The sequence below is a fragment of the Polynucleobacter sp. P1-05-14 genome (assembly GCF_018881675.1).
Lineage (GTDB): Bacteria > Pseudomonadota > Gammaproteobacteria > Burkholderiales > Burkholderiaceae > Polynucleobacter.
On record NZ_JACVPV010000029.1, the window covers coordinates 557332 to 576574 of the forward strand.

The following is a 19243-nucleotide window of genomic DNA, read 5'->3' on the forward strand; positions in this document are numbered from 1 at the left end:
TGATTAAGTACCCAAGTAGGCATGAATCACCTTCTCGTCTGCCTGAACTTCAGCTGGCTTACCTTCTGCAATCTTCTGACCAAAGTCCAATACAGAAACGGTATCGCAAACTGACATCACCACATCCATGTGATGTTCAATCAGGATGAAAGTAATACCGCTATCGCGGATCTTACGAATAATGCGCAAGAGTTCTTTGATGTCTGGCGCTGTTAAACCAGCAGCTGGCTCATCTAACAAGAGCAACTCAGGATCCAATGCCAAGGCACGAGCAATCTCCAGCAAACGTTGCTTACCGTATGGCAAGTTACGTGCTTCTTCATTGGCTAAATCATCTAGACCAACGAATTTAAGCAATGCCATTGCACGTGCATGTGCTTCAGCTTCTTCTTTCTTGTAACGTGGCAGATGCAAAGCAATCTCCACCATGTTGGATTTGAAGGTGTGATGCAAGCCAACCAAAATATTTTGGATAGCAGTCATCTCGCCGAAGAGCTGAACGTTTTGGAAGGTGCGTGCGATACCAGACAAAGCGATATCGGAAGAAGTCTTACCAACAACACTTTCGCCTGCGTACAACACATTACCGGCTGTAGGCACATAAATACCAGTCAACACGTTCATCATGGTGCTCTTACCGGAACCGTTAGGGCCGATCAAACCATGAATAGTGCCGCGCTTAATACTGAGATCAACATTGTTCAATGCCTTTAAGCCGCCGAACTGCATCAATACAGAGTCCACTTTCAGGAGCTCAGCACCCGTATTTTGATTGGCAACAGTACTAATGAAGTTAATGGAATCATCCACCTCTTCGTGATCGCCGCCGCGAGTAGTTTTAGCCTTGCCAACCATCGCCTGGTAGAAGCTTTTCGCGAAACCAACGATACCGCTTTGCAAGTAATACACCACTAGCAAAATCATGAAGCCGAAAATACTCAAACGCCAATCAGAAATGCTATTTAACCAGAATGAAAATGCTGCTAAGCCCACCACACCAATAATAGGAAGAGCTACACGCTTTGGAGTGGTTATCTTCTTAGATAGAGCCATGCCAGCACCCACTACCACCACGACTGCAATGATTGAAGCGACGATACGGAATAGATTGATGTCATCTAACAATTTTGGCAACAGCACAATAATAGCTGCGCCAATAATCGCGCCTAAACGTGACTTACGTCCGCCCATGATAATCCCGAGCAAAAACAAAACAGCCAGCTCATTGTTATAGGTGTTTGGTGAAATATATTGCTCAGAATAGGCATATAAACAACCAGCTAAACCAGCAAAGCCAGCGCTAATCACAAATGCAATCACCTTAAAGCGGTATACGGAAACACCCATACAGTCGCAAGCAACTGGACTATCCCGTAAAGCCTCAAATGCACGACCCATCTGTGACTTCACAAAACGATCCACCACAATTAAAGCCAAAATTGCGATTGCAGAAACTAGCCAAAAATACTCAGCGTTACTCATCGGCGTTCCCATTAACTCTGGGAGCGTTAGCTTTATCCCCAACGGACCTTCGGTTAACCAATCCATTTCATTAATAAGGATCTGCGCAATGGTTCCAAAGGCTAAGGTCACCATGGCCAAATAAGGACCAACTACCTTGAGAGCAGGCAATGCCAAAATGCCGCCAAAAATGGCTGTGACAATAATAGATGCAGGAATAGTGGCCCAAATTGGAAGCCCGAGATGGAAGAACAAAATGCCAGCTGTGTATGAGCCAATACCAAATAATCCAGCGTGGCCCAATGAAACCTGACCAACATAACCAACAACAATATCCAAACCAAATAATAAAATGGTGTAAATCAGAATTGTTTCAGCTAAGTGAATGTAATAAGGGTTATGAATTACCAACGGAAAAATAAATAATCCGGCAATAGCAATTAATAGTGGTAACAGAGACTTCTTCATCATTAAACTTTCTTAATCGCAGATTTACCGAAGAGACCGGATGGTTTGTACGCCAATACAAGCAATAACAAAATCAAACCAGGCACATCTTTGTAACCAGTAGAGATATAAAAACCAGTTGCCGTTTCTACAATACCAAGAATCAAGCCACCAACAATAATGCCGAGGCCGCTAGATAAGCCGCCAATAATCGCAACTGCGAAAGCCTTCAGGCCTAAAGCGCCGCCCATGGTTGCGCCAGTCAGGGTTAACGGTGCAATCAATACGCCCGCGAACGCTGCAGTTAAAGAGGAAAGTGCATAAGAGAAGGTAATGACTACGCTGGTATTAATACCCATCAAGCCAGCTGCATCACGGTCGTTTGCTGTCGCAACAACCGCTTTACCGTAAATAGTTTTGCGGTTAAAGAACTCTACCAACAACATCATCACTAATGCGCCAACGACTACTAAAATTTCCATTGGGAGAATATTTGCACCCAAGAAACTCATTGGCTCCATTGGTAACGGCGATGTAAATGGCAATGCATCACGACCCCAAATATTTTCAGCCACGTTCTTGAAAATAATACCGAGAGCGATGGTAGACATAATCCAACCAAACTCCGATTTAATCTTGATTGCAGGACGGACGCCGATGAGCTCTACAAAGCTACCTTGCAACATACCAAACAAGCAAACCACTGGAATCATCACCCAGTAATTCATGCCAAAGGTATCTACGCAAGTTAAACCTACAAGAGCACCTAACATCAGCGCTTCACCCTGACCGAAGTTCAAGGTGCCAGATGTGGCAAATGTGAGCTGAAAGCCGAAAGCGATGACCGCGTAGATCATCCCCACCGCTATGCCGCTCGAGAGGATTTGTGCAAACATGTCCATGTTATTGGCCTAAATATTCTTAAAACTGTTTTATTAACGAATCCGACATTGTAAGCAAAACGCCGCTTATGGGCGGCGTTTTGCTTTATCTAATGCTGCAGTGCAAAATAATTATTTAGATTGCCTGCCTTAGAGCTTAAATTACTTCTTTTTCGCTGTAGCATCCTCAGCATTTAAGAACTCAACGCGGCCATTTTCAACTACACCCATCACCACGTCTTTTGCCTTGATAGCCTCATGGTCAGTCGCAGTAAATGGCTTGTTATAAGTCATTACAACGCCGTCAACTGGAGTCTTCAGATCTTGCAATGCCGCCAAAATCTTTGGTCCCTCTGTGCTGTTTGCCTGCTTGATAGCTGCAGCCAATAGGTATACAGAATCGTAACCTTGAGCTGCTGATACTGGAGAAGCAATGATGCCGTTCTTTGGCTTGAACTCTTTTAGGTATGTATCTACGAATACCTTACGCTTTGGAGTAGTTGCAGGCTGTTGAATGAAAGTCTCAGGCATGGTTGCACCGTTACCGTTCTTACCGGCTGTATCAATGAAGCTAGCCATAGACAATGTCCAGCTACCAATGATTGGCTTTTTCCAACCCAACTTTGCCATACCGTTAGCAATTTGTGCCAACTCAGGTCCAATTGCGTATGTCAACACAACGTCGGCTCCAGCATTCTTTGCTTTGAGTAACTGTGAAGTCATGTCAACGTCACCGATGTTGAACTTTTCAGTTGCAACTGGGGTAACGCCGTAACCTTTCAATGCCTTCTCTAAGTCCTCACGGCCTAACTGGCCATAGTTTGTTGAGTCAGCCAAAATAGCCACCTTCTTCAAGCCACGCTTCTCAACGGCTTCTTTTGCAATCATAGGAGCCTGAATGACATCAGGAGCGGCATTGCGGAAAACATAGTTTTCAGCAGCATTAGGGAACTGATGAGTAATCAATGTGCCTGTAGCTACGTTGTTCATTACTGGGATCTTTGCTTCTTGATAAAAGCGCTGTGATGCCAATGCAACACCAGTGTTGATGTAACCCAAAGTAGCTACTACTTTTTCGTTGTTAATCAATTCTTGTGCAATTTGTACGCCACGCTCGTTTTTCGCTTCATCATCGCGCTCAACCAAAACGATTTTGTTGCCGTTGATACCACCAGCAGCATTAATTTCTTTTGCAGCAAGGCGAACGCCGTCACGCATACTGACACCCATTGAGGATGAACCACCAGTAAATGGACCTGCAACACCAAGTTTGATATCGGCAGCATATGCGCCGGTTGTAAGCATTGCAGCAGCGGCTACTGCAAAAATGTGATGACGAATGTTCATAAAGTCTCCATGACTAAAAATTGCTAATTAATAAATACTTTTTTATAGGTAAAACCAAAACGAACAGTAATCTTACTGTTAATACAAAGGCAAAAAAAGGACTTTGTATTAGGGTTTTACATTAGCTCTAGAGGCTTATGAAAATCGCTGCTTAAGGCTACGTTCAATATTTGGCCAAAAAAGGTTGATGATCAGTCCAAGGATTACCAGACCTGCTGCCAAAATTTTCCATGCCGGCAAAGACTCTCCTAAGAAATAGGCTGCAGCCCCCATGCCAAAAATAGGTACCAGCAAAGGCGCAGGCGCCACCACTGCCGCCGGATGCTTAGAAAGGAGCCAGGCCCAAGCCGAATAGCCAAAGATGGTATTTCCCCAGGACTGCCAAAGTACGCCGGCCCATGCCCCTACTGGAGCTGAGGTTAAGGAAGTATTCATGTGCTCCCACCCGCCCTCAAAAAGGAAAGAAATCGCAAATAGAGGAGGAATCGCAAAAGCGCTCGCCCAAACCACATAGGCCAGCATATTAATAGAGCCTGCCCTGCGGCTAACCGTATTGGCAACCCCCCAAGAAAAGCCGGTAAATACCACCAAAGCAAGCCCCAAGAAGGTGGTTGTGGCATCGGTGTGCAGCGCAATAATTCCCAAGCCAGTCATGGCAACTAGCACCGCCAGCATTTGATAAGTACGTAAACGCTCTTTGGCAAAAAACATCGCAAAGCCAATAGTAAAAAATACCTGAGTCTGAATCACCAGAGAAGCGAGGCCCGGGGAGATACGACCATTGATCGCAAAGTACAGAACTCCGAACTGCCCCACGCCCACTGCCAAACCATAAATACAAAGATTGACCCAAGATGTTTTAGGTCTTGGCACAAAAAAGACCAGAGGAAGAAATGCAAAGGTATATCTCAGTGCGGCAAATAAAAATGGTGGAAAAGCTGCGAGTGACAATTTAATCACGACAAAGTTTGTGCCCCACACTGCCACAATGGCTAACGCCAGCAATAGATGACTAGCGGGTAATGAATAGCTTTTCTGTGAAGTCTTAGGCACGCGTCAGCAATTCCGCCACGCGCTCAGCGATCATCATGGTGGGGGCAGCAGTATTGCCTGAGGTAATCGTAGGCATCGCCGAAGCATCGACTACACGCAGATGATGAATGCCCCTCACGCGTAATTCAGAGTCGAGCACCGCCATCGGATCGTTATCGCGACCCATCTTGCAAGTGCCCACCGGATGGAAGATGGTTGTACCAATGTCCCCCGCCGCTTTAACCAGCTCATCATCCGTTTGATATTGCACGCCCGGTTTGTATTCCTCGGGAGCGTAAGGACCCAGGGCGGCCTGCTGGGCAATCTTACGAGTTAAGCGCAGAGATTCTGCTGCTACCTTGCGATCTTCATCAGTCGACAAATAATTTGGGCTAATGACTGGTGGCGCTTCGGGGTCGATCGAATTGATGTGAACGCAACCCCTCGAGGTAGGGCGTACATTGCAAACGCTTGCCGTAAAGGCATTAAATGAATGCAAGTCTTCACCAAACTTTTCTAATGACAAAGGTTGTACGTGATATTCCACATTGGCACGCTTTTGCTCTGGTGAACTATAGGCAAATGCACCGAGCTGTGATGGCGCCATTGACATTGGGCCAGATCGCTTGAAGAGATACTCCAAGCCAATCATCATCTTTCCTAACAGCGTATTGGCTTTGGTGTTCAAGGTCTTAATACCATTCACCTTGTACACCATGCGCAACTGTAAGTGATCTTGTAAGTTCTCGCCAACACCCGGGAGATCAGCGATCACAGGGATGCCCAATTGCTTTAAATGTGCAGCAGCGCCAACACCGGAGCGCTCCAGTATTTGTACACTACCAATCGCGCCTGCACTCAATAACACTTCGCCACCCTGCTCGATGGCACATAAGGCTTCGCGGGATTGGCCATCCTTGATGTATTCAACCCCAAGACAATTTTTAGTAGCGAGATCAATTTTGAGCTTAGTAACAATGGCTTGAGTTAACACCGTGAGATTGGATCGCTTTGCTGCGTCCCTTAAAAAAGCTTTGGAAGTATTTAAGCGCCAACCAGCACGTTGACTCACATCGAAGTAACCCACGCCAAAGTTATCACCACAATTGAAGTCCTCTGAGGCTGGTATACCTGCTTCAACTGCGGCCTCTTTGAAGCGATCCATGATGGGCCAACGTAAGCGCTGCCTTGAAACAGTCCACTCACCACCCTTACCATGCCACTCATTTGCAGCGCTGTGGTAATCCTCAAATGATTTGTAGCGCCTCAGTGCGTTTTCCCAAGACCAAGAATCGTCACCCGTTGCTTGCACCCAAGATTCGTAATCGCCCGCTTGGCCGCGCATATAAATCATGCCGTTAATAGATGAGCATCCGCCCAAAACACGCCCGCGGGGATACAACAATGAGCGGCCATTCAAGCCTTTTTCAGCAGCTGTTTTAAAACGCCAATCCGCCCTTGGGTTATCGATGCAATACAAGTACCCAACTGGAATGTGAATCCAGATGTAGTTATCGTTTTTGCCAGCCTCAATCAACAAGACCTTCTTGTTGGGATTTTCAGTTAAACGCTTAGCCAACATGCAGCCAGCACTACCCGCTCCGATGATGATGTAATCGTAAGTATTTGCTTGAGTCATATATTCGCTGCTTAAAACAAAGTTGATCCTATTATTTACCAATACAAAAATTCAGGTACTTGTTGGTATTTTTGTTGATTTGTTATAGAATCACATTTGATCTAATATTAGATCATAAGAACCACCTATAAAAAATCCTTTGCCTAATTTGTAAAAAAGGCCTCCAGGCCTCTGCAGTTAACAATTGAAATGAGGATCGCTGAAGTTTGCGATAACCCGAGGATAGGCCAACAAAAGCTTGGTGATCTGCAGGGGGTATTTGTTTACAAGTTTCGCTTTAATGCTCAGGAATATTTAATGGCTTACCAGTTTGATCATTTTGCCGATGAAATAAAAATAATCTGGATTGAGTTTTGCCAAATTGGATCTCATGAAAATTTTTATACCCAGTTAAAAAAATCTATTCGACTCAAATGACGACTTCAATCTACCTCAATAGAGAAAGTGAGTACCACATATGACTCAATCCATGACAGCAGAGGATCTATATGCTCACGTGCAAAAAATGTCCTCAAAAGAACGTATTAAATTTTTCTCATTAATTGCCGTCAATGCGTTTCAGGAGAATGACTATACGCATGAGCAAGTATTTGGACACCTCCGAAACGCGACTTTCTCAGCAGAAGAGGCAGCAGAATTTTTAGAAATCTCACTTCCCACCTTGCGAAGGTACGTTCAGGCTGGCAGATTAAAGCCTACATCATTCATTGGAAGAAGCCAGTTATTTTCTAGTGCCGATCTGAAACTACTAAAGCAGAAAATCAACAAAGAATAGTCAAAGTTCAATACCCGTCTAAAATAGCAATATGCATATTAATGAGAAGAATCGCACTCCCAAGCTAGTTGACCCTGATGATGGGCCCAGCAAGTCAGAACTAAAGCGCCAAATGACCGAACGCCAGAAGTTGGCTGAAGTTTTGGCAGCTTTGAGCAGTGATGCCTTAAAAACGATTCCCATGGATGAGGCCATTAAGGCTGCGGTTGCAGAGACCAATAAAATTAAAAGCTTTGAAGCGATTCGCCGTCATAAGCAATATCTTGGAAAACTCATGCGCTTCTTAGACGAAGAGGAATTAGACGCGATCCAGAAGCGCTTGGATGCGATTCAGGGTGTAAGTAAAGCTGAGACTGCCAAGCTACATTTTTTAGAAAGCTATCGCGATCGACTGATTGCGAATGATGAAGTCTTCACTAAGATGATTGAACAATATCCCGATATGGATATTCAGAATATGCGCACCTTAATTCGGAATGCGCGTCGCGAAAAAGAACAAAACAAACCACCTAAGGCCTACCGCGAAATTTTTCGCGTTCTTAAAGATATGGGCCTTTAAAGCTTGATCTTACGAGCTGGTACTTCTACCCAGCGATAAAGATAAGTTGCAGTCACCCAGGTAGCTACCACAGCAACCAATATCAAGGCAAGCGCCATGACGCCGTTATGAAAGGCGCTCATTCCCCAAGCTATATATAGCGTATTTGCCAGCAAGACAAACGAGAAATGAATTAAGAAAGCACAGTACGATCTTCTGCTTCCCCTGAGAATGATATTGACCAGCTTGTGTTTTCTGGACTGATGTTGAGGGCGCTTCTGATCTTGTTTCTGATCTTTGTAAGCCGAGTCCCCCCAAAGGATGAGGGCAATCGCGACCATATAGGCCAATATATTTCTGAGCCAAATTTGGTGAAAGCTTGAAACAACAATGACTACACCCACCCCTACAAACATAATTCTGGCAAATCGATTTACTTTAGGGTCGGGATAGTTCTTGCAAAGTTGTGCCAGCACGCCCAGTCCATAGGCTCCTATAAAGTAAATGAAGTAGTTTTCATAAGCGCCAGAGCGATTAAAAAATAGTAAGGATGCTACGCAGAGCACCAACAGCATCCATATCAGGGAGCGTAAGCCGGGAAACATCCCCAACATGATTGCCAGAATGGCATAGAGCTGCCAATCAATCGCCACATACCAAACGCCAGCAGAAATCGAATCTAAACCTAAGATGCCTTGCAGAAAAAATAAATGGGCTAAAAATTGTCCTAGGGTTTCTGATTCGCCAACAAACTCATCTCGAACCCAGAAGCGCGCAATCCAAGCACAAACAATCGTGAGAATGAGCGCCACTACATAGGGAGCAAATAATCGCAAGTAACGATTAAAGATTACTTTCAACACATTACGAGCATTCTTCAGATCACTGGAGCGGGTCAATGATTGAGCAGCCAAATAGCCACCCATGACTAAAAAGATCTGTACTGCGTAACGACCATATTCAAACAACCAAGTCATCACTCCTGGAAGCAGCAGCCTTGCATCTTCTGCAATTTGCCCATAACTCGAGAAATGATGCAGGATGATGGTTAAGGCTGCAAAGGTCTTTAAAAAATCAACGAGAAGAAAGTGGTTTTTGGACTGCACTACTTAGATTTGGTCTTACCCATCAAAGAAGCTAGCAAGGGATTAGCGCTTGCTAGTTCTTTTTTGGATTTAGCCTTCTCAGCAACGCCGAGCTTAGGAGACTTGGCAGCGTTTTTCATTCCCTGCGCAGTTTTCAAAGCCAGATTCTTATAGAGATCCGTTTTTTTCATGGTCATGATGCAGCTCTCTACACTAGTGAACGAATTTCAATTACTTAGTCAATGAACGAGCTGCCAAGCCCATGAAGAGCAATGACCAACCTTGCAGCAAAAGCTCAATAGCGATCAACATACCAGGCAGCCAAAGGCTAGACTCTGGATAACCATTCATGATCAGTACGCCCATCAAGATCGAGATTGCTGAAGATAGTACCAGCCAGAACCATTCGCGGAAGTGGCGATGCTGAAATGCCGAGATCAAACGCAATGCGCCAGTCACAAAAAAGATGGCAGCGAGCCACAATGTAATTGCCTCAAGCGCTGGAATTGGAAAAGCCCAAGTAAAGATTGCAGCCACAATGTAAAGGGTAGCTAAAACGAGCTGCACTCCAACGCTCTTCCAGCCTTGTGATTTCAAAGCATGAGCGCCTTGCAAGATGCCGCCAGCAAATAAGAAGATCCCTAAAATATTTACTGAGATAAAAGAAAATAATGTCTGACCTGCGATACCAATCATTCCGAGCACGATAAATAAAATTCCGAGTCCAATTAAGGCGCCAGGAACCTTGGCAGCTGCGCCCAATACTTTGGTACGAATTTCATTAATCTGTGCGGTGTTGAGTTCGGCCATATGAATGCTTTCTGTTGGAGTAATTACAAAAGTAGCCTCTACTGTATCAATAAACCCAGTTTGAGCTCGAATATTACTAATTTGCTCGCTAAACCTGAGTCCGGCAGGGCAAAAAATAAATAAGGGTATTCTTTATCCTTTTACACCCCCAGCTATGGGGATTGTTAGCAAAGAAAGTTATCCCTCATGAATAACACCCTTACCGTTATTTTAGGCATCGTTGCCATACTTCTGCCTCTAGTCGTAGGGCGTCTTTTCTGGAAACGCTTTGACCATTACTTTGGCCGAAACGATGAGGCCTATATGGATACCCTCGAGTACTTCCTAAAGAAAATCGGCTCCACTGTCTTGGTTGCCTTTGTCATCCTATGGATTGGGATAAGTCTTGTATTTAACGGCAGTGCCTCATAAAAATGGGCGTCCAATTGAAAGAAGTCTTAGTTAAAGCGCAATTGAACTTTGCGATCTTGGCTTCTATTCTGATCATTGCAGTCTTGGGGAAATTTATCAACCCAGAGTTCACCAATAGTATTTTTGTAACTGCTGACCAGTTGGTATCTGAGCTCTACCTAGTGTTTGCCGCCATTACTTTGGGTGCCTTTATTCCCAATTTCAGACTTGTGGCTTTTGGATCGATTGCCGCCTTTATAGGTGCAGCGATCTTGATTCACCTGGAGATCTTTACTTATCTCACAACTGAATACTTATTTGCCGTTCTGATTGTGGTGCTTGGCTTTGCATCGATTGCTAACCTCTATAGACACTATCGAGAGTTTAAATTTTAACAAATTAGCTTTGCCGATCATTCAAGTATTGATTGTGATTTGTTTTTAAGTCGGCGAGCTTTTGCCATAGCGATGCTCTTGGCAAGTTCATTTGTAGTTTTTTCATTGAATTCTCCAGCTTACCCTCACGAGATAACAAAGCATCTATAGCCCTCTGGAGATCCCTATGAATACTATCTCCATAAGCAGCATAAGATTTTTCAAGTGCATCATTTAACTCCGACTTACGTGGGTTAAGCATGACAAGATCAATTACGTCTCTACTGAACACAGCATCATCATTCCAGCGATCAGAGTTAGCTAGCAACTTGCTTGCCAATAAATCAACTCTCGATAATGTAAAAATATTACCAATTCGATCTTTGGGGCCGGGGTCATCAAATAAAATACGTCCCTCCAAAACAATCTCAAATTTAATTTTACTTTCGCCTGACTGAATGATTGTGCGGATTCCATATTGGTCAGCCCTAAGCTCGCGGACCAGTATCAAATCGCTACTATCGCTGCTAATTGCATGAATACCATCAGGCCCAGTTAGAAGTTGGCGTAGATTTCGATAGCCATTCACATCAGAAACTAAAAAATCAATATCTACGGACTCACGATACTCATCTTGTAATAGTGCAATTGCAGTACCTCCACCAAAGTAACAGCAATGCTCTTTTAATAAATGATGATTTAACTGAGTCAAAACATGTTCAATGTTTTGATGGTGTTTACGCTTAAACAAACAACTGCTCCATACCTCTATTAATAATCAGTCTTTGCATTAACTCTCTCTCATGATTTTCAAGATGCTCTAAATCTAAAAAACGTTTATTCCGCTCATAAATTGATATTGCCTCAGCATCCGTTAAATACTCCTCCTCATCTAACTGCCAAGCCAATGCTTTTAATTGCGGATAGTCCTTAATTCGAAGGTGCGGAGTATCAGGGCCTGCAATTTGTTTTGCGCACTCCTCAATCCCTTGATTACCCAGGGGAACTAAGCCCAAATGCAAATCCAGTACCTCGCATACCTGCAGATAGGCACCCATATTGACGGTTGACTCACCCCTCTCAATACGGTGCAATGTGACCCTTGAAATACCGGCTGCTCCAGCACATGATTGAGCGCGAATTTTCAAGGCCTTTCTTCTAGCGGTAATCTGCCCTCCCAAGTGCACAAGGGCAGGCAGATTCTGTATGGTTTGATTATTGGGAGTTATAGTCATAATGTTTCCCATTATATACATTTATGAATATTTGTAAACTATGGGAAACAATATTGAGAAATAATCAATATACTAGTCAGATGCTAATTTACCTATGTCACCAATCTTTTATAGCGCTCTCGGAAATATGGGCTTTCACGCCAAAGAATTGGGGCAACTAACTTCCTAACCTCTACACCAACACAATTTCAGTCTTTTATCTGAGACGGTATCAATCCCCCAAGCGTCGAAAGTCACACCAGGCTCTTGTTATTTATCGTAAAGATAGTCAATAACATGACCTATCTTGGCCAGCTTAAACTCAATAATATCCAGAGCACTTTTAGGCACAAAATAGCCAGCAACTTTATTCCGACTCAGAATGGCAACAGATTGATTACCCACACGAGTAATTGGCATCATATTGAGCTCCTTAGGAAAAGTTGAAGCAATAAAAAACGCAGTCATATTTAGTGACTGCGTTTATTTTAAAGAGCAGAAAAATCATACTCAAATAATGGTACCTAGATGCATTACTTCTCTAGCGCTCCATAAATGACTGCATTAAGTTGCTCACGATGCACCTTACGAATTTCTCCTGGTGCAACACCCATCATCACAACAACCATCTGCTCTTTGGGGTCAACCCAGAAAATGGTTCCGTAAGCGCCGTTCCAGGTGAAGTCGCCAACGTTACCGTTAATGGCTGATAGGCCTCTATCCGTACGAACCGCTACACCCAAACCGAATCCATAACCCATACGTCCTGGCTCAGTGCCGCTCACATTATTTTTAATGTCCTTATTGAGGTGGTTAGATGTCATAAAGGCAACTGTTTGAGGTCCTAGCACTCTCTTGCCATCGAGACTTCCACCATTAAGCAACATTTGACCAAAGCGAATGTAATCACCAGCCGTTGAGTACGCACATGAACCACCGCAATCAAACTTTACTTTCTGTGTATGAATATCGACCTTCTGTGGTTTGCCAGTCAATGGATCTAATGGCAATGGTTGCGCTAAACGTGGACGATCTTTTTCAGCAAGATCAAAAGTAGTATTTGGCATTCCGACTTTATTCCAGATACGCTCCTGCATTACTGCGCCTAAGGATTTGCCAGCTATTTTCTCTTCAATAATGCCGAGCACATCTAGACCAAAACCATAGTCCCATGCAGTGCCTGGCTCATAGAGCAAGGGGTTGCTAGCTAACTTGTCGATAAATTCTTGAGCGGTGTATTGCACAGCTGCTGGTGCAGATCCAGCTGGATAGGTCTTATGGACTGGAGTGGCACCACGACCACCATAAGTAAGGCCATTAGTATGGCGCATCAAATCTTGAATGGTGATTGGATTTTTTGCAGGAACTAAATTGAGTTTTCCATCAGCATCTACTTGACCGACTTTCATATCCTTAAATTGCGGAAGCCAATTGGAGATCGGCGCATTTAATGGAAGCTTGCCTTCTTCATAAAAAGTGAGCGCACTCACTGAAGCCATTACCTTGGTCATCGATGCCAAATTGAAAATGGCATCCGTAGTCATCGGCTTGTTGTTTGCTTTATCTAAATATCCATAAGGTTTAAAAATCGTTAACTTACCGTTTTTAGAAACTGCTAGAACGGCACCAGCCATATTATTTGCAGCAATCTGATCGGCAAAGAATGCATCGATTCTTTTCAGACCCTCTTGGCTAAATCCTTGCCCCGGGGTCGCGCTGAGGGGCAATGGCGCTTTTGATGTATCGGCTGCAAATAGACTTGCACTAACTAATAAACCAGCAATAAGGCTGGTTGCCTGCATTTTTCTCATACTGTCTCCACTTTTTATTGTTGTTAATGGCAATTCTTGGGAATTTGGCTTCCTCTGAAGCTATTGAAGCAGAGTTTTCACAAAATATGTAATTTTGGGCTCTTTTATACGGTTTTGGATATATAGAATAGATTTTTGAGTATTTGAAGGAATATTGAAAATACATGACAATCGATGGCTATGTATAAATATGACTCTATCGACCAAACCCTTGTAGATCAACGGGTTGCCCAATTTAGGGACCAGGTTGCCAGGCGTTTAGATGGCAGCTTAGCTGAGGAAGAATTCCGCCCTCTAAGACTACAAAATGGCCTATATCACCAACGCCATGCCTACATGCTGCGCGTTGCCATTCCTTATGGTTTATTTAGTGCAAAGCAATTACGTACCTTGGCACTTATCTCTGAAAAGTATGACCGTGGTTATGGCCACTTCACTACACGCCAAAATATTCAGTACAACTGGGTAACACTAGAAGACACTCCCGATATCTTGGCTGAACTTGCCAAGGTTGAAATGCATGCCATTCAAACCTCTGGCAACTGCATTCGCAATATTACGAGCGATGCCTTTGCTGGTGTTGCTGGCGATGAATATGTAGACACTCGTCCGATTTGCGAACTCTTGCGTCAGTGGTCAACCCTACACCCAGAATTTGCAAACTTGCCACGCAAGTTTAAATTTGCAGTCAACGGCGCCAAAGAAGATCGCACTGTATTACTTTGCCATGATGTGGGTATCGAGCTTAAGAAAAACGCTGCTGGCGAACTCACTGCTGACATCTATGCAGGTGGCGGCATGGGTCGCACCCCAATCCTTGGCTCTCTCATTAAACAAGGGCTTCCTTGGCATGTACTACCGAGCTATCTCACTGCCTTACTACGCGTTTACAACCGCTTTGGTAGACGAGACAATCTCTATAAGGCTCGTATCAAGATTTTGGTGAAAGCCTTAGGTCCTGAAGAATTTGCTCGTCAAATTGAAGGTGAATGGGCTCATATTAAAAATGGTGATGACAACTTCACCCAAGCCGAGTGGGATCGTGTTGCTAAGCACTTTACAAAGCCAGCATACAAGGCATTGACTGCATTAAGCAATGAACAAATCATTAAGACTGTTACTGAAGCTGAGCAAGCGGCATTTGCTCGTTGGTTAGAGCGCAATGTAAAACCACATCAAGTGCCAGGCTATGCCAGCGTGATTCTGTCTTTAAAACCGCATGGCACTGTAGCACCTGGTGATGCAACCACTGCGCAGATGAATGCCATTGCCGATCTTTCCGATCAATATAGTTTTGGTGAATTGCGCGCCACACATGAACAAAACTTAGTGCTGGCTGATGTTGAGCAAGCTAAGTTATGCGAACTTTGGCAAGAAGCGAAGAAACAAAAAGTAGCTTTGCCAAACGTTGGTTTGCTCACTGACATCATTGCCTGCCCTGGTGGCGACTTCTGCTCACTCGCCAACGCAAAATCTCTCCCAATTGCAAAGGCAATTCAAGAGCGCTTTGATGATTTAGATTATTTATTTGATTTAGGTGACATTAGCCTGAATATTTCTGGCTGTATTAATTCCTGTGGCCATCACCACGTTGGCAATATCGGTGTTTTAGGTGTCGATAAAGACGGCGAAGAGTGGTATCAAATCACTTTGGGTGGTGAACAAGGTAATGAGGCCTCTATTGGCAAAGTCATTGGCCCTTCTTTCTATGCTGATGAAATCCCAGATGTCATCACTAATGTGATCAACACCTACGTGGCACAGCGTAATGAAGATGAATCTTTTATCGATGCTTATCGCCGTTTAGGAGTCATTCCATTTAAAGAAGTAGCCTACAAGAATGTCAAGAAAAAAGAAAAGTTAGAGACTGTTGGGGATGCATCATGAGCAATATCAATACGATCCCAGCTCACGAGCAAACTTTGCACATTCCAAAAGGGCAAAAACCGAGCCTAGCTACCAATGAATGGCTTATTTGGAGTGGCAATAATAGTAAAAACGAAGATGAAGGTACGAATACAAGACTCCCGGATTTAGACCACGGCAAAAAGAAAGTGCTCGTACCATTTGGTTGGTGGATCACCCATCACAATGAATCTGACATTCAGGCTAAAGCCAAAAATGGTCAGATTGGTGTTTGGTTTGCGGCTGATGAAGATATCCTCAAGCATGCCGACCTAATTGAACAAGGCAAAGCAGTATGGCCGCTTGTTGCCGCCCACTTCCCCATCTTTAGGGATGGTAGAAGCTTTAGCACTGCCGCGCTACTACGCGATCGCTTTAATTGGGCCAGTGAAATCCGCGCTATTGGTGACGTGCTCATCGATCAACTCTTGCAAGGTGCTCGTGTTGGCTTTGATAGCTTTGCATTACGCCCTGATCAAAAAACGGATGTGGCTTTAAAGCAATTTGATTTGTTCTCTGTGACTACTCAGAATAGCTGGCGTGGTAAGCGCGCTACTCTGATCGCCTAAATTCATAATTTCAATATGCGTACAACCTCTATTAACACTCCATACCAAAGCCTCCCTGGCCAATTGGGGAAAGTATATTTAGTTGGCGCTGGTCCAGGTGCAGTCGATCTCATTACGGTGCGCGGCGCAAAACTACTAGAACAATCTGATATTGTTTTTTATGACGCACTCGTTGATCCAGAAATGCTCCATCTTTGCCCACAAGCAGTTCAAGTAGCAGTAGGCAAGCGCTGTGGCAAGCTCTCTTCTGCGCAGCAGTTTATTAATAAACGCTTAGTCGATGCTGCTCAGAAATACCAGACTGTAGTGCGTCTTAAAGGTGGTGACCCTATGCTGTTTGGGCGTGCCGATGAAGAAATTCAAACGCTGAAGGCTGCGGGCCTTGCAGTGGAAGTGGTGCCAGGAATTACAGCAGCATTGGCTGGCGCAGCCAGTATTGGTCAGTCTCTTACCTTACGGGGCGTTTCGAGAAGCGTTGCTTTTGTGACCTTAGCCCAAGGTACTGAAAACTTAACTGCTGGACATCCGATTGCCAATCCTTGTGCAGATACCTTGGTGTATTACATGGGTCGCAAAGATGCTGCCAAGATTGCTCAGCGCTTAATTGAGCAATGGCAACATGGCGGTTCTCACCAGCAAGATACACCCGTGCAAATTTTGGAAGCAGTCAGCACACCACGCGAACGTCTTTGGAGTAGTACTCTGCAAGAATTAGCTGACGGCAAAGCGGATGCTTGGTTTGACAGCAGCTTACCCGCACTGATTATGGTTGGCGAAGCCTTAAGAGATCCATCACAGAGCACTAGCGCCAAAATCAATAATGGCTTGCAAGACAGCAACATTTTCGCCAACAGCCGGCGTCGTGCTTAAAGTGATCTGAGAAAACTTTTCTCGGCAAGCATCTAGCAATACCGGAAAGTCATTGCGCAAATGACCACCTTGACCAAAAAATACTGGTACGACAGTTATATCCCTGGCGCCTTTAGCGCCCAAGGTAGCGACTGCCTCTTCTAAAGAAGGCTGCATCATCTCCAGAAATGCGAGCTCTACAGGTACAGCTCCATGCTGCGCTTGCCAAAGCTCTGCCAGTCGATCAAAGGGCTCACGCCAACGAGCGTCTCGAGCACCATGGCCAAAAAGAATGATTGCCTTCATAAATACCTATAAACTCTCATTACAAACTGTCAAAATAAATGCTTCTTGAATGACAAGCTTAACCGCAAATTCACAAAAGTGTGTTTGCATCCATTAGATAAGGTCTCTTCATGGTAACGCTTCACTCCCTAGCTAACCAGACTTGGTTTATTGGCCTGATGGCAGTCACCCTAATTGGGGGTGTACTCTCCGCTGTGCATCATGCTGAGGTAGTAGCCCATAAAACTGGTGAGCCCTACGGCGCTTTAGTGCTGGCCATTAGTGTCACCATTATTGAGGTCTCCTTAATCATCTCGATGATGCTCTCAGGACATGATGGCTCAGAATATATTGCACGCGATGCTGTATTTGCCACGGTCATGATTGTGATCAATGGTGTCATCGGTTTGTGTATCTTTATTGGTGGCCTGCATCATCATGAAATGTCGTTTCGTAATGAGGGAATGAACTCAGCGTTGGCCGTATTAACGGCGCTGGCTACTTTTATTTTAGTAATGCCAATAGTCACCACCAGCACACCAGGTCCGGACTTTACCAAAAGTCAACTAGCTTTTGCTGGCATTGCCTGTTTTGCTCTGTATGGGGCTTTTTTATTTTTCCAAACAGTGAGTCATCGTGACTACTACTTACCCAAAACAGAAGAGAAAAAAACGGATATTAATTTTCATGCGCCAAAGCCTAGCAATCTGAAGACTACAGTAAGTGTTGTATTGCTCATTCTCTCGCTAATTGTGGTTGTCGGCCTTGCTGAGCTATTGAGCCCTGCCATTGAAGCGGGCGTTAAAGCAGCTGGAGCACCCAAAACAATTGTGGGTATCGCTATTGCAATGTTAGTCCTTTTGCCAGAGGGATTTGCGGCTGTTAGAGCAGCTAAAGCCAATCGCTTACAAAGCAGTTTGAACTTAGCCCTAGGTTCAGCACTGGCAAGTATTGGGCTATCGATCCCTACTATTGCCGCTATTGCAATTTACTTTAACCTACCGCTTAGCTTAGGTATCAGCAGTCTGAATATGACGCTGATGTATCTCACCTTTTTTATTGGTGCCTTAACACTAGCTATTGGCAGAACTACCCTACTCCAAGGTGTAGTTCACCTCATTATCTTTTTTGAATACTTATTCTTAAGTTTGGTGCCTTAAAACTAGAAAAATATTGCAACTGCGTCTTATGGCAAGCACAAGCTTTCGAAAACAGGATTAATGCTTAACCATGATGCACTTCATAAGCGCCATAAAGAGAGGATAAATCACCTCGTAGATTCAAACACGAAGTGCAACACGGTTTAAGGACTGCATAAATACTTCATTGGGGGTTTTAAATCCTAATCGTTTTCTAGGTCGGTTGTTTAAACGGTCTTGGATCATTCTAAGCTCCTTATCGGTCACAGTAGATAGCGGTCTCTTTTTGGGGATGTATTGCCGCAATAGACCATTGAAGTTTTCATTTGATCCACGTTGCCAACTAGCAAACGGATCCGCAAAGTACGTCGTTGATTGAAGGGTAATACCCCCACCCCTTAACGTGACTTAAAAGTAGAATTTCTAAGTTGTTTGATTTAAAGGAAATTCTATGAAAACCTCCCGCTTTACCGATAGCCAAATCATGGCCATCCTTAAGCAAGCCGAAGCTGGCATGCCAGCCCCTGAACTATGCCGTGAACACGGCATTAGCATCGCCAGCTTCTATAAGTGGCGTGCCAAATACGGTGGCATGGACACCTCAATGATGGCCCGCATGAAGGAGCTTGAAGCTGAGAACGCCCGCTTAAAGAAGATGTATGCGGAGGTTCAGCTCCAAGCTGATGTCCTCA

At 44.3% G+C, this 19243-nt stretch carries 23 protein-coding genes and 1 pseudogene; 10 read left to right on the forward strand and 14 right to left on the reverse strand.

The window, feature by feature from the left end; genetic code table 11:
• Positions 1 to 3: 3 nt before the first annotated feature.
• The 5 genes from ICN37_RS11325 to ICN37_RS11345 all read right to left on the reverse strand — a co-directional run bounded on the left by ICN37_RS11325 (position 4) and on the right by ICN37_RS11345 (position 6807).
• The gene (locus tag ICN37_RS11325; RefSeq protein ID WP_215321545.1) at positions 4 to 1932 is read right to left on the reverse strand and encodes an ATP-binding cassette domain-containing protein; all 1929 of its coding nucleotides are present in this window, start codon (positions 1930 to 1932) and stop codon (positions 4 to 6) included.
• Positions 1932 to 2810 (reverse strand): branched-chain amino acid ABC transporter permease, encoded by an 879-nt coding sequence (locus ICN37_RS11330; RefSeq protein ID WP_216157617.1) that lies wholly within the window; start codon positions 2808 to 2810, stop codon positions 1932 to 1934. Before ICN37_RS11330 ends, ICN37_RS11325 begins: the two co-directional genes overlap by 1 nt.
• A 141-nt stretch (positions 2811 to 2951) precedes the next feature.
• Positions 2952 to 4136, reverse strand: coding sequence for an ABC transporter substrate-binding protein (locus ICN37_RS11335; RefSeq protein WP_216157620.1), 1185 nt, complete (start codon positions 4134 to 4136; stop codon positions 2952 to 2954).
• Between the two features lie 135 nt (positions 4137 to 4271).
• Complete coding sequence (locus tag ICN37_RS11340; protein WP_216157623.1) at positions 4272 to 5189, reverse strand: EamA family transporter; 918 nt, start codon at positions 5187 to 5189, stop codon at positions 4272 to 4274.
• On the reverse strand, positions 5182 to 6807 hold the full coding sequence (locus tag ICN37_RS11345) for a GMC family oxidoreductase (protein ID WP_216157626.1): 1626 nt from the start codon (positions 6805 to 6807) through the stop codon (positions 5182 to 5184). The genes ICN37_RS11340 and ICN37_RS11345 overlap by 8 nt, the downstream gene beginning before the upstream one ends.
• Positions 6808 to 6996: 189 nt before the next feature.
• On the opposite strand from ICN37_RS11345, the gene ICN37_RS11350 reads away from it, so the two are divergent.
• From ICN37_RS11350 to yjgA, 3 genes are read left to right on the forward strand one after another with little or no spacing between them, the layout of a single operon-like run.
• On the forward strand, positions 6997 to 7224 hold the full coding sequence (locus tag ICN37_RS11350) for a type II toxin-antitoxin system RelE/ParE family toxin (protein WP_216157629.1): 228 nt from the start codon (positions 6997 to 6999) through the stop codon (positions 7222 to 7224).
• A 40-nt stretch (positions 7225 to 7264) separates the two neighbouring features.
• Positions 7265 to 7582, forward strand: coding sequence for a helix-turn-helix domain-containing protein (locus ICN37_RS11355; RefSeq protein ID WP_216157632.1), 318 nt, complete (start codon positions 7265 to 7267; stop codon positions 7580 to 7582).
• Between the two features lie 31 nt (positions 7583 to 7613).
• Entirely contained in the window at positions 7614 to 8141 is a 528-nt protein-coding gene (gene yjgA, locus ICN37_RS11360) for a ribosome biogenesis factor YjgA (RefSeq protein ID WP_215321539.1), read from the forward strand.
• Here the strand turns inward: yjgA and ICN37_RS11365 are convergent.
• From ICN37_RS11365 to ICN37_RS11375, 3 genes are read right to left on the reverse strand one after another with little or no spacing between them, the layout of a single operon-like run.
• Positions 8138 to 9226: an acyltransferase family protein gene (locus ICN37_RS11365; RefSeq protein WP_216157635.1), complete on the reverse strand. Its 1089-nt coding sequence runs from the start codon at positions 9224 to 9226 to the stop codon at positions 8138 to 8140. The genes yjgA and ICN37_RS11365 overlap by 4 nt on opposite strands.
• A complete protein-coding gene (locus tag ICN37_RS11370) occupies positions 9226 to 9402 on the reverse strand; it encodes a hypothetical protein (RefSeq protein ID WP_215321537.1) in 177 nt (58 codons plus the stop codon). The genes ICN37_RS11365 and ICN37_RS11370 overlap by 1 nt, the downstream gene beginning before the upstream one ends.
• A gap of 34 nt (positions 9403 to 9436) precedes the next feature.
• A complete protein-coding gene (locus tag ICN37_RS11375; RefSeq protein WP_215321536.1) occupies positions 9437 to 10015 on the reverse strand; it encodes an HdeD family acid-resistance protein in 579 nt (192 codons plus the stop codon).
• A gap of 186 nt (positions 10016 to 10201) precedes the next feature.
• On the opposite strand from ICN37_RS11375, the gene ICN37_RS11380 reads away from it, so the two are divergent.
• Positions 10202 to 10426 (forward strand): hypothetical protein, encoded by a 225-nt coding sequence (locus tag ICN37_RS11380; protein WP_215321535.1) that lies wholly within the window; start codon positions 10202 to 10204, stop codon positions 10424 to 10426.
• Between the two features lie 14 nt (positions 10427 to 10440).
• The gene (locus ICN37_RS11385) at positions 10441 to 10800 is read left to right on the forward strand and encodes a hypothetical protein (RefSeq protein ID WP_255538523.1); all 360 of its coding nucleotides are present in this window, start codon (positions 10441 to 10443) and stop codon (positions 10798 to 10800) included.
• A 4-nt stretch (positions 10801 to 10804) separates the two neighbouring features.
• On the opposite strand, the gene ICN37_RS11390 is transcribed toward ICN37_RS11385, so the two are convergent.
• From ICN37_RS11390 to ICN37_RS11405, 4 genes are all read right to left on the reverse strand, one after another.
• Positions 10805 to 11530, reverse strand: a complete 726-nt coding sequence (locus tag ICN37_RS11390; RefSeq protein WP_215321533.1) for a nucleotidyl transferase AbiEii/AbiGii toxin family protein — start codon at positions 11528 to 11530, stop codon at positions 10805 to 10807.
• Positions 11523 to 12014 carry a helix-turn-helix domain-containing protein gene (locus ICN37_RS11395; protein ID WP_216157641.1) on the reverse strand — a complete coding sequence of 164 codons (492 nt, stop codon included), beginning with the start codon at positions 12012 to 12014 and terminating at the stop codon, positions 11523 to 11525. The genes ICN37_RS11390 and ICN37_RS11395 overlap by 8 nt, the downstream gene beginning before the upstream one ends.
• A 249-nt stretch (positions 12015 to 12263) precedes the next feature.
• Positions 12264 to 12416 carry a hypothetical protein gene (locus ICN37_RS11400; RefSeq protein WP_216157644.1) on the reverse strand — a complete coding sequence of 51 codons (153 nt, stop codon included), beginning with the start codon at positions 12414 to 12416 and terminating at the stop codon, positions 12264 to 12266.
• Positions 12417 to 12526: 110 nt separating this feature from the next.
• Positions 12527 to 13804 (reverse strand): serine hydrolase, encoded by a 1278-nt coding sequence (locus tag ICN37_RS11405; protein WP_216157647.1) that lies wholly within the window; start codon positions 13802 to 13804, stop codon positions 12527 to 12529.
• 180 nt (positions 13805 to 13984) lie between these two features.
• Between ICN37_RS11405 and ICN37_RS11410 the strand changes: the two genes are divergently transcribed.
• The 3 genes from ICN37_RS11410 to cobA all read left to right on the forward strand — a co-directional run bounded on the left by ICN37_RS11410 (position 13985) and on the right by cobA (position 17148).
• Positions 13985 to 15691: a nitrite/sulfite reductase gene (locus ICN37_RS11410; RefSeq protein ID WP_216157768.1), complete on the forward strand. Its 1707-nt coding sequence runs from the start codon at positions 13985 to 13987 to the stop codon at positions 15689 to 15691.
• On the forward strand, positions 15688 to 16278 hold the full coding sequence (locus tag ICN37_RS11415) for a DUF934 domain-containing protein (protein ID WP_216157650.1): 591 nt from the start codon (positions 15688 to 15690) through the stop codon (positions 16276 to 16278). Before ICN37_RS11410 ends, ICN37_RS11415 begins: the two co-directional genes overlap by 4 nt.
• Before the next feature lie 63 nt (positions 16279 to 16341).
• Complete coding sequence (gene cobA / locus ICN37_RS11420) at positions 16342 to 17148, forward strand: uroporphyrinogen-III C-methyltransferase (RefSeq protein ID WP_216157771.1); 807 nt, start codon at positions 16342 to 16344, stop codon at positions 17146 to 17148.
• On the opposite strand, the gene ICN37_RS11425 is transcribed toward cobA, so the two are convergent.
• Positions 17071 to 17433, reverse strand: coding sequence for a sirohydrochlorin chelatase (locus ICN37_RS11425; protein WP_216157653.1), 363 nt, complete (start codon positions 17431 to 17433; stop codon positions 17071 to 17073). The genes cobA and ICN37_RS11425 overlap by 78 nt on opposite strands.
• Before the next feature lie 110 nt (positions 17434 to 17543).
• Between ICN37_RS11425 and ICN37_RS11430 the strand changes: the two genes are divergently transcribed.
• The gene (locus ICN37_RS11430) at positions 17544 to 18572 is read left to right on the forward strand and encodes a calcium:proton antiporter (RefSeq protein WP_216157656.1); all 1029 of its coding nucleotides are present in this window, start codon (positions 17544 to 17546) and stop codon (positions 18570 to 18572) included.
• A 120-nt stretch (positions 18573 to 18692) separates the two neighbouring features.
• On the opposite strand, the pseudogene ICN37_RS11435 reads toward ICN37_RS11430, so the two are convergent.
• Positions 18693 to 18932: pseudogene (locus ICN37_RS11435) on the reverse strand (IS30 family transposase); the annotation flags it as partial.
• 70 nt (positions 18933 to 19002) lie between these two features.
• Here ICN37_RS11435 and ICN37_RS11440 point away from each other — a divergent pair.
• Positions 19003 to 19243: transposase (locus ICN37_RS11440; protein WP_216157659.1), on the forward strand; the 241-nt coding region annotated here is incomplete at its 3' end.

Excerpts from the sequence above, each read along its gene's own strand:
- ICN37_RS11415 (WP_216157650.1), top strand. The coding sequence starts at position 15,688 with ATGAGCAATATCAATACGATCCCAGCTCACGAGCAAACTTTGCACATT.
- yjgA (WP_215321539.1), top strand. The coding sequence starts at position 7,614 with ATGCATATTAATGAGAAGAATCGCACTCCCAAGCTAGTTGACCCTGAT.
- ICN37_RS11325 (WP_215321545.1), bottom strand. The coding sequence starts at position 1,932 with ATGATGAAGAAGTCTCTGTTACCACTATTAATTGCTATTGCCGGATTA.
- ICN37_RS11335 (WP_216157620.1), bottom strand. The coding sequence starts at position 4,136 with ATGAACATTCGTCATCACATTTTTGCAGTAGCCGCTGCTGCAATGCTT.
- ICN37_RS11345 (WP_216157626.1), bottom strand. The coding sequence starts at position 6,807 with ATGACTCAAGCAAATACTTACGATTACATCATCATCGGAGCGGGTAGT.
- ICN37_RS11375 (WP_215321536.1), bottom strand. The coding sequence starts at position 10,015 with ATGGCCGAACTCAACACCGCACAGATTAATGAAATTCGTACCAAAGTA.
- ICN37_RS11355 (WP_216157632.1), top strand. The coding sequence starts at position 7,265 with ATGACTCAATCCATGACAGCAGAGGATCTATATGCTCACGTGCAAAAA.
- ICN37_RS11410 (WP_216157768.1), top strand. The coding sequence starts at position 13,985 with ATGTATAAATATGACTCTATCGACCAAACCCTTGTAGATCAACGGGTT.
- ICN37_RS11395 (WP_216157641.1), bottom strand. The coding sequence starts at position 12,014 with ATGACTATAACTCCCAATAATCAAACCATACAGAATCTGCCTGCCCTT.
- ICN37_RS11350 (WP_216157629.1), top strand. The coding sequence starts at position 6,997 with ATGAGGATCGCTGAAGTTTGCGATAACCCGAGGATAGGCCAACAAAAG.
- ICN37_RS11400 (WP_216157644.1), bottom strand. The coding sequence starts at position 12,416 with ATGATGCCAATTACTCGTGTGGGTAATCAATCTGTTGCCATTCTGAGT.
- ICN37_RS11380 (WP_215321535.1), top strand. The coding sequence starts at position 10,202 with ATGAATAACACCCTTACCGTTATTTTAGGCATCGTTGCCATACTTCTG.
- ICN37_RS11370 (WP_215321537.1), bottom strand. The coding sequence starts at position 9,402 with ATGACCATGAAAAAAACGGATCTCTATAAGAATCTGGCTTTGAAAACT.
- ICN37_RS11405 (WP_216157647.1), bottom strand. The coding sequence starts at position 13,804 with ATGAGAAAAATGCAGGCAACCAGCCTTATTGCTGGTTTATTAGTTAGT.
- ICN37_RS11330 (WP_216157617.1), bottom strand. The coding sequence starts at position 2,810 with ATGGACATGTTTGCACAAATCCTCTCGAGCGGCATAGCGGTGGGGATG.
- ICN37_RS11430 (WP_216157656.1), top strand. The coding sequence starts at position 17,544 with ATGGTAACGCTTCACTCCCTAGCTAACCAGACTTGGTTTATTGGCCTG.
- ICN37_RS11425 (WP_216157653.1), bottom strand. The coding sequence starts at position 17,433 with ATGAAGGCAATCATTCTTTTTGGCCATGGTGCTCGAGACGCTCGTTGG.